The sequence below is a fragment of the Inquilinus sp. genome (genome assembly GCF_057815775.1).
The window spans coordinates 1-12622 of record NZ_JBYRFX010000144.1; the positions used below are offsets into that span (position 1 = coordinate 1).

Annotated in this window: 15 protein-coding genes and 1 tRNA gene; 11 read left to right on the plus strand and 5 right to left on the minus strand. The window is 68.3% G+C overall.

The features are described from left to right. The 10 genes from AC3XYG_RS05210 to glnQ form a co-directional block, all read left to right on the plus strand. A partial coding sequence (locus tag AC3XYG_RS05210; RefSeq protein WP_489138755.1) for a rod shape-determining protein occupies positions 1 to 866 on the plus strand: 866 nt, incomplete at its 5' end. 90 nt (positions 867 to 956) lie between these two features. Next, on the plus strand, positions 957 to 1826 hold the full coding sequence (gene mreC, locus AC3XYG_RS05215; RefSeq protein ID WP_489138756.1) for a rod shape-determining protein MreC: 870 nt from the start codon (positions 957 to 959) through the stop codon (positions 1824 to 1826). Continuing rightward, positions 1823 to 2344: a rod shape-determining protein MreD gene (gene mreD / locus AC3XYG_RS05220; RefSeq protein ID WP_489138757.1), complete on the plus strand. Its 522-nt coding sequence runs from the start codon at positions 1823 to 1825 to the stop codon at positions 2342 to 2344. The genes mreC and mreD overlap by 4 nt, the downstream gene beginning before the upstream one ends. Positions 2345 to 2346: 2 nt before the next feature. Continuing rightward, the gene (gene mrdA, locus AC3XYG_RS05225; RefSeq protein ID WP_489138758.1) at positions 2347 to 4206 is read left to right on the plus strand and encodes a penicillin-binding protein 2; all 1860 of its coding nucleotides are present in this window, start codon (positions 2347 to 2349) and stop codon (positions 4204 to 4206) included. 68 nt (positions 4207 to 4274) lie between these two features. Beyond that, positions 4275 to 4350, plus strand: a tRNA-Lys gene (locus AC3XYG_RS05230). Positions 4351 to 4495: 145 nt separating this feature from the next. Next, entirely contained in the window at positions 4496 to 5371 is an 876-nt protein-coding gene (locus AC3XYG_RS05235) for a helix-turn-helix domain-containing protein (protein WP_489138759.1), read from the plus strand. Positions 5372 to 5467: 96 nt separating this feature from the next. Then, positions 5468 to 6364, plus strand: a complete 897-nt coding sequence (locus AC3XYG_RS05240) for a PhzF family phenazine biosynthesis protein (RefSeq protein ID WP_489138760.1) — start codon at positions 5468 to 5470, stop codon at positions 6362 to 6364. Further along, a complete protein-coding gene (locus tag AC3XYG_RS05245; RefSeq protein WP_489138761.1) occupies positions 6361 to 6852 on the plus strand; it encodes a RidA family protein in 492 nt (163 codons plus the stop codon). The genes AC3XYG_RS05240 and AC3XYG_RS05245 overlap by 4 nt, the downstream gene beginning before the upstream one ends. After that, a complete protein-coding gene (gene glnP, locus AC3XYG_RS05250; RefSeq protein ID WP_489138762.1) occupies positions 6849 to 7505 on the plus strand; it encodes a glutamine ABC transporter permease GlnP in 657 nt (218 codons plus the stop codon). The genes AC3XYG_RS05245 and glnP overlap by 4 nt, the downstream gene beginning before the upstream one ends. Continuing rightward, positions 7502 to 8230 (plus strand): glutamine ABC transporter ATP-binding protein GlnQ, encoded by a 729-nt coding sequence (glnQ, locus tag AC3XYG_RS05255; RefSeq protein ID WP_489138763.1) that lies wholly within the window; start codon positions 7502 to 7504, stop codon positions 8228 to 8230. Before glnP ends, glnQ begins: the two co-directional genes overlap by 4 nt. A gap of 18 nt (positions 8231 to 8248) precedes the next feature. Here the strand turns inward: glnQ and AC3XYG_RS05260 are convergent, their stop codons facing one another. The 4 genes from AC3XYG_RS05260 to AC3XYG_RS05275 all read right to left on the minus strand — a co-directional run bounded on the left by AC3XYG_RS05260 (position 8249) and on the right by AC3XYG_RS05275 (position 9993). Next, on the minus strand, positions 8249 to 8557 hold the full coding sequence (locus AC3XYG_RS05260; protein ID WP_489138764.1) for a hypothetical protein: 309 nt from the start codon (positions 8555 to 8557) through the stop codon (positions 8249 to 8251). 114 nt (positions 8558 to 8671) lie between these two features. Then, a complete protein-coding gene (locus AC3XYG_RS05265; protein ID WP_489138765.1) occupies positions 8672 to 9091 on the minus strand; it encodes a hypothetical protein in 420 nt (139 codons plus the stop codon). Positions 9092 to 9249: 158 nt separating this feature from the next. After that, positions 9250 to 9759 (minus strand): DUF1643 domain-containing protein, encoded by a 510-nt coding sequence (locus AC3XYG_RS05270; RefSeq protein WP_489138766.1) that lies wholly within the window; start codon positions 9757 to 9759, stop codon positions 9250 to 9252. Between the two features lie 57 nt (positions 9760 to 9816). Beyond that, on the minus strand, positions 9817 to 9993 hold the full coding sequence (locus AC3XYG_RS05275) for a hypothetical protein (protein ID WP_489138767.1): 177 nt from the start codon (positions 9991 to 9993) through the stop codon (positions 9817 to 9819). Positions 9994 to 10290: 297 nt separating this feature from the next. On the opposite strand from AC3XYG_RS05275, the gene AC3XYG_RS05280 reads away from it, so the two are divergent. Further along, on the plus strand, positions 10291 to 10983 hold the full coding sequence (locus AC3XYG_RS05280) for a class I SAM-dependent methyltransferase (protein ID WP_489138768.1): 693 nt from the start codon (positions 10291 to 10293) through the stop codon (positions 10981 to 10983). A 29-nt stretch (positions 10984 to 11012) separates the two neighbouring features. Here AC3XYG_RS05280 and AC3XYG_RS05285 read toward each other — a convergent pair. Continuing rightward, positions 11013 to 12622, minus strand: a 1610-nt coding sequence (locus AC3XYG_RS05285; RefSeq protein ID WP_489138769.1) for an ABC transporter permease, incomplete at its 5' end; no start/stop codon positions are given.

Consider the following 12622-nt stretch of genomic DNA (forward strand, 5'->3'; position numbering starts at 1 on the left):
AGCAGATGCTGGGCCGCACGCCCGGCCACATGGAAGCGATCCGCCCCATGCGCGACGGGGTCATCGCCGACTTCGAAGTGGCCGAGGAGATGATCAAGTACTTCATCCGCAAGGTTCACAACCGCAAGGGCTTCGTGAACCCCAAGGTGATCGTGTGCGTGCCGTCCGGCGCCACCGCCGTTGAACGCCGCGCCATCAACGACAGCTGCCTGAACGCCTCGGCCCGCCGCGTCGGCCTGATCGACGAGCCCATGGCCGCCGCCATCGGCGCCGGCCTGCCCATCCACGAGCCGACCGGCTCGATGGTGGTCGACATCGGCGGCGGCACGACCGAAGTCGCGGTGCTGTCGCTCGGCGGCATCGTCTACTCGCGCTCGGTCCGCGTCGGCGGCGACAAGATGGACGAGGCGATCATCGCCTATATCCGCCGCAACCATAACCTCCTGATCGGCGAAGGCTCGGCCGAGCGGATCAAGAAGGAAATCGGCTCCGCCGCCCCGCCGGAAGACGGCGAGGGGCGCTATATGGAGATCCGCGGCCGCGACCTGCTGAACGGCGTGCCGAAGGAGCTGGTGATCTCCGAACGCCAGATCGCCGAAAGCCTGTCCGAGCCGATCAGCCAGATCGTCGAGGCGGTCAAGGTGGCGCTGGAGCATACCGCGCCGGAGCTGGCGGCCGACATCGTCGACAAGGGCATCGTGCTGACCGGTGGCGGCGCGCTGCTGGGCAATCTCGACCTCGTGCTGCGCCATGCCACCGGCCTGCCGGTGTCGATCGCCGACGACCCGCTGTCCTGCGTCGCGCTGGGCACCGGGCGGGCGCTGGAGGATCGGTCGCTGCAGCCGGTCCTCATCAGTGCTTACTGACATCTGAAACGGGCGTTATGGTAAAATCATAGCGGGGTGCTGCATGGCGCCCCGCTGGAACCGGTCTTTGACGGACGGGACATGCGGGTGATGCAACGGGGCAGACCGGCGGTTCGCATCGCGGCGCTCAGGGCCGTGGCGCACCGATTCTCCTTCGGGCTGCTGCTGCTGGCTGCGGTCAGCCTGCTGATGGTCGGCAAGATCGATGCGGTGCTGCTGGACGGCGCCCGCGCCCGGATCGTCGATGCCGTGGCGCCGATCCTCGACGCGATGTCCCGCCCGGCCGCCAGCGTCGCCCAGATCGTTTCGGAGTTCCAGTCGCTGTCCGACATCCGTGGCGAGAACGCCCGGCTGCGGCACGAGGTGGCGGAGCTGCAGCAGTACCAGGACGTCACCTTCCGGCTCGAGGCCGAGAACCTGACGCTGCGCAGCCTGCTGAACTACAGCCCCGATTCGGCGCATTCCTTCCTGACGGCCCGGGTCGTCGCCGACAATGGCGGCGCCTTCGTCCGCAGCCTGACCATCAACATCGGCTCGGACAATGGCATCCATGACGGGCAGGCCGTGCTCGGCGGCCGCGGCCTGATCGGCCGGATCGTGCAGACCGGCGAACATTCCGCCCGGGTGCTGCTGATCACCGACCTGAACGCCCGCATCCCGGTGCTGGTCGAGCGCACGCAGCAGCGCGCGATCATCGGTGGCGACAACACCGACCGCCCGCGGCTCCTGTACCTGCCGCCCGACGCGTCGATCCGGGTCGGCGACCGCATCGTCACCTCCGGCAGCGGCGGCATGTTCCCGGCCGGGCTGCCGATCGGCGTCGTCGCCGCGGCGCAGGACAGCACCATCCGTATCCAGCCGATCGAACCTCTCGAGGCGATCAACTACGTCAAGGTCGTCGATTTTCGCGCGGTCGATCCCGGGATGGCCATGCAGCCGGCGCCCGGCTTCGCGCAATGACGGGCGACGACCTGCTGCACAAACTCGACCTCGCCGCCCGCCACGCCGCCCCTGGTGCTGTGACGCTGATGCTGGTGCTGATCGGCGTGACGCCGACGCATCTGCCGTATTACAGCGCCATCGCGCCGATGCTGCCGCTGGCCTCGGTCTATTACTGGGGTGTCCACCGCCCCGACCTGATGCCGATGTGGCTGATCTTCCTGACCGGGCTACTGCACGACGTGCTGACCGATTCGCCGCTCGGGCTGCATGCGGCGATCCTGCTGCTGTGCCAATGGGTGCTGCTGCGCCAGCGCCGATTCCTGGTCGGGCGACCCTTCGCGGTGCTGTGGCTCGGCTATGTCGTCGTGGCAGCCGGGGTCGGGCTGCTCGAATGGATCGGCGCCGGCCTCTATGACCTCGCCTTCACGCCGCTGAGGCCGCTCCTGATCCGGACGGTGCTGACCATCGCCATCTTCCCGCCCATGGCCTGGCTGTTCATCCAGGTCCATCGCGGCTTCCTGCGGGCAGGGGATTAGGCATGGATCGCGACGCCGACCGCTCCCGCGGCTTCACCCGCCGTGCCTTGGCCCTCGGCGGGCTGAAGCTCGGCCTGCTCGGCATCCTCGGCGGGCGGCTCTACTACCTCCAGGTCAACCAGAGCGACCGCTACAAGGTGCTGGCGGATTCGAACCGCATCAACATGCGGCTGATCGCGCCGTCGCGCGGCCTGATCACCGACCGGTTCGGCGAGCCGCTGGCGGTCAACGACCAGAATTTCCGGGTCGTGATGGTGGCGGAGGAGGCGAAGGACATCCAGGCGGTGCTCGGCCGGCTGAAGCAGAGCGTGCCGCTGACCGATGTCGATTTCGCCCGCATCACCCGCGACATGAAGCGCCGCCGCGCCTTCGTGCCGGTAACGGTGAAGGAGAACCTGAGCTGGGAGCAGGTCTCCTGGATCGATGTGAACGGGCCGGAACTGCCCGGCCTGTCGATCGAGGTCGGCGAATCCCGGCGCTATCCCCATGGTGTCGATACCGCCCATATCATCGGCTATGTCGGTGCCGTGGCCGAGGCCGACCTGACCGGTGAGCCGGTGCTCAGCCTGCCCGGGTTCCGCATCGGCAAGTCGGGGATCGAGCGGCAATACGAGACCGAGCTCCGCGGCACCGCCGGGTCCAGCCAGGTCGAGGTCAATGCCGTCGGCCGTGTGATCCGCGAGTTGAACCGGGAGGAGGGCAAGACGGGCCAGGAGGTGCGGCTGACACTCGACCTCGGCCTGCAGAGCTATGTCCTGGAGCGGCTGAAGACCGAATTAAGCGCCGCCGCCGTCATCATGGACGTGCACAATGGCGACGTGCTGGCGATGGCCTCGCACCCGTCCTACGACGCCAATCTCTTCCCCAACGGCATCAGCGGGCCCGATTGGCGACGGCTGGCCGAAGACCCCTACGGCATCCTCAACAACAAATGCATCAACGGTCAGTATCCGCCGGGTTCCACCTTCAAGATTGCGGTGGCGACGACGGCACTGGAGGCAGGGGTTACCAGCCTTGATCAGCGGGTCAGCTGCCCCGGTTATGTCGATCTCGGCGACCATCGGTTCCATTGCTGGAAGCGCGGGGGCCATGGCAGCCTGACCATCACCGACGCACTGGCGCAATCCTGCGATGTCTATTTCTACGAGATGGCGCGCCGGCTGGGCATCGACCGGCTGGCAGAAGGCGCGCGAAAATTTGGCATCGGCGAAAAGCTGGGCGTCGACCTACCGCATGAGCGCCCTGGCCTGATGCCGGACAAGGCGTGGAAGGAAGGGGCGATCGGCACCGCCTGGCAGCAGGGTGAGACACTGATCGCCGGCATCGGGCAGGGGTATGTTCTCGCGACACCGCTCCAGCTTGCGACCATGACCGCCCGACTGGTCAATGGCGGCAAGGCGGTGGTGCCCCGGCTGTCCTTGGCTGTCGGCGACCAGCAGAACTCCGAGACGCCGGATTTTCCGTCGATGGGTTTCTCCAAGGGCCATATCGATACGGTCGTCGACGGCACGATGGCGGTGATGATCCGCGGCACCGGCCGCAAGTCGCAGATCAAGCAGAAGGGCATGGAGATGGGCGGCAAGAGCGGCACCAGCCAGGTCCGCCGCATCACCATGGCCGAACGTGCCGCGGGCATGAATGCGGACAACTGGCCATGGGATCAACGCGAACATGCCTGGTTCGTCGCCTATGCCCCATTGGGCGCGCCGCGCTATGCCTGCTCGGTGATCGTCGAACATGGTGGCGGCGGCAGCGAATACGCGGCACCGATCGCCCGCGACATCCTGCAGGAGTGCCAGCAGCGGGAAGCCGCCCGCCGACAGGTTTCCGGCACGCCCGGCGAGGATAACGACAAAGGTTGAGCCTTTCGTGAAGAAAGGGTTGCAACCCGGCCGGGCGGCAGCTATATCACCGGCCGTCCCAAGCAAGCGGGCGCATAGCTCAGTTGGTAGAGCAGCTGACTCTTAATCAGCGGGTCGTAGGTTCGAGCCCTACTGCGCCCACCAGCTTGCGGAAGGGATATCGGCAAAGGGCCCGGACTTGTTCCGGGCCTTTCGCGTTTGCAGGCTGCGGTGGGCCGGTATCCCAGGCCTCGATTGCCCCGACCCTTTGCATCCTGCTAGGCTCATATCTTCGACCTTGAGCCGAGAGATGCTGCGATCCTTTGAACAACTCCGCCGCCCCGAGAATCCGGACCGGCTGATCGCTGCCGATGACGAGCACGCCACCTTGTCGGGAAGCGGGGCCTACGCCATGCCCTGGCATTGGCACGATTGCCTCATGTTCATTCTGCCGAGCAGCGGCACGGTGGAGCTCAAGCACGAAGACCGGCGCGAAGGGACGTGGCTGTCGCAGGACCGCTTCGCCGTCGTCCCCCCCAGCCGGGCGCATGAGACGCAGGCCGGTATCGGCGCGCACAGCCACCTGGCGATCTATGTGACCGGCGCGACGCTCGGCCGGCTCGATCATCAGATCGGCTCGCTGAGCGAATTTCACCGGCGGACGCGGACGACGCTGCTGGTGCGCCGGACGCCCACGGTGCGGACTCTGCAGGCGCTTTCGGCCCGGAACGGCGCCGGGGCCTATGGCCAGTCGAGCGTCCGGCACGCCCTGTCATCTGCGCTTCTGGTCCAGTGCATCGCCGAAGTCATGGCCGGCGAGGCGGTGCCGAACGCCTCGCACCGGGACCACGGGATGGCGCTGGTCGAGGATTTGAAGACGTTCCTGGCCGGGCATGTCGACCAGGACATCCCGCTCGATAGCCTGGGGGAGCGCTTCGGCGTGTCCCGGCGCCACATCACGCGGCTGTTCCGCGAGCGGACCGGCCTCTCGATCGGTGAATTCCAGCAGCGGAGCCGCCTGCAGACGGCCCGCGAGCTGTTGCAGGGAACGGACCTGCCGATCGGTGAGATCGCGTTCCGGGTCGGCTTCGAAAGCGGCGCCGCCCTGGCCCGGGCCATGCGTCGCGTCAGCGGCCGCTCCCCATCCGATATCCGGACAGGCGTGGCCCGGCCGATCAAGATCTAGGGCCCGTCCGGCCGCGCGGCACGGCCGCCGGCACCCCTATCGTCAGCAGAAGCAGATCGATCTCTGCGCTTGGACGATGGCGGGGCAATGGGGACGATGCATCTGGATTCGCAGGTTCGGTTGGTCAGCGTGTTCGCGGCCGGGCCGCGGGGCGGGAACCCGGCGCCGATCGTCATCGATGCCGCCGGGATGTCGGATGCGGAAATGCAGGAGGTCGCCCGGGCCTATGGCCATGAGAGCGGCTTTGTGCTGCCGCCGCCATTGGGCACGGACTGTGATTTCGCGTTCCGGTTCTGGGTGCCGAACCATGAGATGCCGATGTGCGGGCATGCCACGGTCGGCGCGGTGTGGCTGCTCGACCAGCTCGGCCGGCTGCCGGGCGACACCCTGGCGATCTGGACCAGGAGCGGCCGGGTCGAGGCCCGGATCCGCGCACGGACCGACCAGGGCGCCACCGTCGAGATATCCCAGCCCGTGGGCACGGTCGAGCCGCTGCCCGATGCGGATAAAAGCCAGGCCGATATCCTCGACGTTCTCGGCATCGGTCCCGGCGACCTCGGCCCCCATCCGATCCAGAATGCACACACCAGCAGGGTCAAGACGCTGATTCCGCTGGCCGATGTGGCGGTGTTGGACGGGCTGCAGCCGGATTTCGCCCGGATGGAGGCGCTGTGCACCCGGATCGGCTCGACCGGCCTGTATCCCTACGCAGTATCCGACAGGGGTGAGCAGGTGTTCGATGCCCGCCAGTTCCCGCGATCCTCGGGCTATCCGGAAGACGCAGCCACCGGCATCGCGGCCTCCGCCCTGGCCTTCGGCCTGCTCGCGAACGGGATGGTGATGGCGTCGGACCGCCCGATCACCATTCGCCAGGGGCGGGCGATGCAGCGCCCGTCCGAGATCTCGGTCCGCTTCCGTCTCGACGGCGGCCAGGCCGTCGGCTGCTGGCTTGGCGGTGCCGTCCGGTTCGAAGAGCCCGAGGCCCGGCGATGAGGACGCAGCTCGGCCACCGGCTCGCGGCATTGGGCCTGGCGCTTCCGTCGCCGCCGTCGCCCCGCGGCAACTACACCGGCGTGATCGTCCATGACGGCATCGCCTATGTCAGCGGCCAGGTCAGCCGGGTTGGCGATGAGACGATCGTGGGGCCGGTGGACGACCGGACGCCGGCCGAATTGATCCGGGCTGCGGCGCAGGCCTGCGTTCTGCGGGCGCTGAGCACCCTGGGCACGGTGGAGGGCGAGGGGACGGTTGCCCGCATCTTGTTTCTGCGCGGCTTCATCAACGCGGTGCCCGGATTCAAGGGCCACTCCGCCGTGCTCGATGAGGCGTCGGCGCTGCTGCTGGCGATCTTCGGGGATGCAGGGCGGCACGCCCGGTCCGCCATCGGGGTCGCAAGCCTGCCCAGCGGGGGGCTGCTGGAAATCGAACTGGTGGTTGCCCTGGCGCGGACACCGGCGCCTCTGACCGGGGACCCGTCATGACCTTCGACTGGGCAGCGGTCCTAGACGCCCTGCCGGACCTGCTGGAAGGCCTCCAGCTCACGATGATGATCGCGATCGTCGGCTTGGCCGGGGGCATCGTCCTGGGCGTTCTCACCGGCGTCGCCCTGACCTATGGCGGCTGGCTGGCCGTGGTGCCGGCGCAGATCTATGTTGCCCTGATCCGCGGCACGCCGATCGTGGTGCAGGTGATGTTCATCTACTTCGCGCTGCCGATCATGATGGGCATCCGCATCGGCGCGACGAATGCGGCGATCATCACGCTCATCATCAACTCCGGCGCCTACAATGCCGAGATCGTGCGCGGCGCGCTCGACAGCGTGCCGGTCGGGCTGCGGGAAGCCGGCATGGCGATGGGGCTGGGGTTCCGGTCGATCCTGGCCCATGTCATCGCCCCGATCGCCGTCCGGCGCGCGTTGCCGGCGATGGGCAACCAGCTCGTCAGCGTGGTCAAGGACACCTCGATCTTCCTGGTGATCGGTGTCGGCGAGCTGACGCGGCGCGGCCAGGAGATCATGGCGTCGAACTTCCGGGCGGTCGAAATCTGGACGGCGGTGGCGGTGATCTATCTCATCGTCATCAGCCTGCTCGCCTTCGGCCTTCGCTTTGTCGAACGGGGAACGCGCCTGCCATGAGCATGATCGAATTCCGCCAGGCTTCGAAGCAGTTCGGGTCGCATCTGGTGCTGCATCCCATCGACCTCGCGATCGAACGGGGCGAGGTGGCGGTCGTCATCGGGCCGTCCGGGTCCGGCAAGTCGACGATGCTTCGCTGCATCAATGTCCTGGAAAAGATCAGCGGCGGTGACCTGCGGGTGGACGACATCAGCGTGCTGGGCTCCACGCGCGACGTGCGGCGCATCCGGCTCGAAGCCGGCATGGTGTTCCAGCAGTTCAATCTCTTTCCCCATCTGACTGCCCTGCAGAACGTAATGTTCGGGCCGATCCGCGCCCGCGGCCGGACCAAGGCCGAGGCGCGGGAGATCGCTGCCGCCCTGATGCAGAAGGTCGGCCTGGGCGAGCGGATGGGGCATTACCCGTCGCAGCTTTCGGGTGGGCAGCAGCAGCGGGTGGCGATCGCCCGGGCACTCGCCGTCGAGCCGAAGTTGATGCTGTTCGACGAACCGACATCGGCCCTGGACCCAGAGCTGCGGCAGGAGGTGCTGAAGGTCATGCAGACGCTGGCGACCGAGGGCATGACCATGGTCGTCGTCACCCATGAGATGGGCTTCGCCAAGCGCGTCGGGTCCCGTCTGATTTTCGTTGATGGCGGACGGCTCGTCCATGACGGCAAACCGGTCGAGCTGCTGTCGGATCCCCCGAGCGAACGCTTCCGCGAATTCCTGCAGCACGTTCACTGAAGTCCTTTTCGCCCGGTATCAACTCTCGGGCGGCACCTCGACCTGGACGATCCGGCCCAGCATTGTGCGGATGCGGGTCGTCTCCGCCACCGTCAGGGACCGCGTCGCAATCGGGCCGGCATAGACCTCGTGGCGGCGATCCGGCGGCAGCGTCATCGACCGCCAGCACGAGGCCGCGCCGATCGACAGGCCGCGGGCCAGGAAGCTGCAGCCGCGCCGGAAGCTATCGGCTTCCCAGTCGTCGAACGGCTGGGTCAGACGCTCCAGGTACCGGCCTGCCCATAGGACGAGGGCGGCGCGCGGTTCGCTGCGTCTGTCGCCGGTCATCACGGTCTCCGGATTCGAGGTCCCCCGGGCAACCCGGTGCGATCCTGACATAGGACAGAAGTCGTGAACTCTCCGTGAAAGCGAAGCCGAGCGGGTCCGATTCAGCGCGGCCGGTCAGCCGGGCCGGCTCAGCCGCGCCTCGATCCGGTTCAGCCGGTGCAGCGCCGAGGCCAGGCCGGCGCAGAGCAGCCACAGGATCAGGCCCGCCGCGACGGCGCCGCCGCCGATCAGCCAGGCCTGGACCACCAGCTGCCGGCGCAACCCGGGCCCGTCGCCGATCATGTCGGCCAGGGCGGCGATGCGGGCATCCGATGTCCCCAGCATGTCGGCCGGCCGGTCGGGGATCAGGGCAGAGAGCTGGCCGAGGATGTCGGCGGCGCCGAACAGCCTGATGGCGCTGAGGGAGCCACCGAGCAGGCCGGCCAGGAACAGCAGCACGCCGACGATGTGCAGCGCCACGGCCAGGCCGGGCATGCGCAGATCGGCCGGGTCGCGGCTGGCGAGCGGGCGCCGGTCCCTGGAAGCCTGGAGCATCGATCCCCCCGATCGATCCGCCGGGTGCAACCGGCCCGGCGAGGATGCCGCCGAAAGGACGGCACCTGGGCCAGAGTGTAGAGGGAGCCGGGAGCGCGCGCATGCGGGATTTATCCCGCGGTGTCAGGCCGCCTGTGCCTGCGCCGCACGTTCGGCTGTCAGATCGCCGGCACCGGCGCCGGCTGGGTGGCATAGCCGACATAGAGCGGGTGCTTGGGCGAGCCGTCGGAGGTGATGGCAAGGGCATGCGGCACCGCCCCGGCCTCCGCCAGCATTCGCAGCAGCGTCCGGCCCCAGCCGGGCCGCACGGCCTCGCAATGTCGGCCCCAGCCACAGACGACCAGCGCCGCGGCCCGGGCGGCCTCGACGATCGCCGCGGCATTGTCCGGGCCGACCGGGTCGGCCTCGGCATAGAGAGCCTTCGGGTCGGTCGAGCGCAGGGCGAAGGCGTTGGTGACGATCAGCCCGCCATAGCCCATGGCCCGGGCGCGGCGTTCGCAGCGCTCGACCGTCGGATCGTTCTTGATCTCGTCCGCCGTGGACGGATTCAGCAGCAGGAAATTGGCCGGCGCGATCGACTGGTCCCAGCGCCGCCACAACAGATAGCGATAGCGCCGGCAGGCGCTGAAGGTGGCGCCGCGGTCGATGAACAGGTCGGGCTCGGCCATGACGGACTCCGATCGGGATCGGCCGTTCTTAGCCCAGCCATCCGGCGCCGTCCCGCCTTAATCGTGGGGGCCGAGCGCGCGCAGCTGCGCTTCCGCCCGGTCGAGGCCGAGCGACAGCAGCGCCGTGATCTCATCCTCGCGCAGGCCCTGTTCCAGGGCGCGCCAGCGCAGCTCGCACCGCCGCACCGCATCCTCGAGGTCGGCTTCGGACCGGATGTCCCGGATCGGACGCATGGGGCGGGCGGCTCCTCGAATCTCCGGGCGGGCAGGGCTTCGCAGCGGGGTTCGGCGCAGCGACTCCATCGGCATCGACGCGGCATATCTCGCGATCATCGGGGTTCTCGCCGGGATGTTTGTTCTCTCTTTGTTCTATAGAAGAACGACCCCGGAGTCGAGTCCGCCGACTCTGTCCGGCAGCGACCGTGTCTTCGGCCGGACCCTGTCACAGTTAGCAGGTTTCACAGATTTCGCGGTCCGGCCAAGCTTCGGACCCACCCCGTCCGGGTCTGGAGCCAGTGGCATGGAGCAGATATGAACAGGCTGACCAACCGGGTCGCGATCGCGCAGGCCTGTCTCGATCGCCTCGCCAGCTCCGTCTACCTCGAAATCGGCGTCTTCACGGGCCATTGCTTCTCGCGCATCGCCGCGACGCGGAAGATCGCCGTTGATCCCAAGTTCAGGGTGTCGGCGCGCCGCCGGGCCCGCAGCGAGAGCCGCGCCGCCCATACCCATTTCTTTGAGATGCGCAGCGACGAATTCTTCGACCGGAACGAGGCGCTGTTGGCGGAAAACCCTGTCGATGTCGCCCTGGTCGATGGCCTGCACACCTATCGGCAGACCCTGCGCGACATCGAGAACATCCTGCGGTTCCAGAGCGGCTCCGGCGTCATCGTCGTCCATGACTGCAACCCGAAATCCGAATCGATCGGCTATCCGGCGCAGGACTACATGGATTTCAAGCGGCGGTATCCGCTGCGCTTCGCCTGGAGCGGCGACGTCTGGAAGACCATCGTCTTCCTGCGCTCGACCCGGCCGGACCTGGATGTCACGGTGCTGGACTGCGACTGGGGCGTCGGCCTGATCCGGTACGGCAAGCCGGCGGCGCGGCTGGACTATTCGCCGGAGGATATCGACGCGCTGAGTTACGCCGACCTGGCGCGCGACCGGGCGCGGCTGCTGAACCTCAGGCCACCCAGCTACGTCAGCGAATTCCTGGCGGCCTGACGTGGGGCCGTGTGAGAGGGGCGGCCGCCTCAGAGAGGCCGTCCCGTGCCCCCGAGGCCGGAGCGGCGGCCGAGCAGCGCGGCCAGCAGCGGCACCAGCAGGGTCAGGGCGATGGCGACGCTGCTCATCGCCATGCCGAGGCCGACCGAGCCCTGCTCGAACTGCCGCCAGATGAAGGTCGAGATCGTCGGCATGCCGACCGGCGCGACCAGGATCGACGCCACCAGCTCACGCGACGCGATGGCGAAGACCAGCAGCATCGCCGCGACCAGGTTGGGCAGGATCAGCGGCAGCACGATGCGGCGGAAGGTGGTCAGGGTCGAGGCCCCGGCCACCCGTGCCGCGGATTCCAGGCTGTCGGCGATCTGGCGCAGCGCGGCGTTGGCATAGCGCACGGGATAAGGCAGCAGGATGCAGCCATAGGCCAGCAGCAGGATCAGCGGCGTGTTGTAGGCGGTGACTGGCAGCAGCGGCTGGTTCCAGGCCAGGATCAGCCCGACCGCGACCACCACGCCGGGAATGGCGTTGGGCAGGATGGTGAGGGCATCGAGCAGGTGCCGTCCGCGCAGCTTCAGCCGGACCACGCAATAGGCCGAGGCGGCGCCCAGCAGCCCGGTCAACAGGGCGGTGGCACCGCCGAGGGCGAAGCTGTTGCCCAGCGCCCGCAGCGCGCCGTCGCCATCGGCCAGGATCTCGGCGAAATGATCGAGGCCAAGATTGTCGAGGGCAAGGCCGCCGGACATCCGGCGCGACAGGGCGGTGGCCAGGGTCGCCAGCAGCGGCACGGCGGCGACCAGCGCCACCGCGGCGAAGGCCAGGGCGGCCGGCAGTGCCCAGGGGCCAAGCGGCCGCGGCACCAGCGGCTGCGGCTTGCCGCCGACACTCTCATAGGATCGCTTCGCCAGGATCCGCAGCTGCAGCACGAAGGCGCCCAGCGACAGCAGCACCAGCAGCAGCGACAGGATGGCGGCACCGGGCAGGTCGATCGGCCAGTCGGCGATGCGGGTGTCGATGCCGGTGACCAGCACGGTGAAGCCGGTCTGGCGGCCCAGTGCGGCCGGGGTGCCGTATTCCTCCACCGTCATGGCGAAGGCCAGCAGCAGGCTGGCGGCCAGGCCGGGCAGGGCCAGCGGCAGGGTGATCCGGCGGAACACGGTGGCCGGCCGGGCGCCGAAGACCCGGGCGACATCGCCCAGCCGGCCGCCGACCGCGGCGACCGTGCGCGACACCGCGAAATACACCACCGGGAAGATGTTTAACACCATGACGAAGACGATGCCGGGGAAGGAGAACAGGAACGACCCGGCCTGCACCCCGATGAGCTGGGTCAGGTAGCCGCGCGGCTGCAGCGTCATGATCCAGCCGAGCGTCGCGATATAGGGCGGGATCATGAAGGGAACGAGCAGAACCACATCCCAGAACGGCGCGTAGGGAATGCGGTAGAGCGCCCGGAAGACGCCGAGCGGCACGGCGACCACGGCCGAGGCAAGCACCACGCAGCCGCCGAGCAGCAGCGTATTGCCGGCCATGCCGATCAGCGCGCTATCGGCGAGCGTCGCCAGCAGCGAGGAGAAAGGGCCCGCGAACGAGCCCCGTCCGAGATCGGGGAAGATGCCTTGCAGCACCACCGCGATAAAGG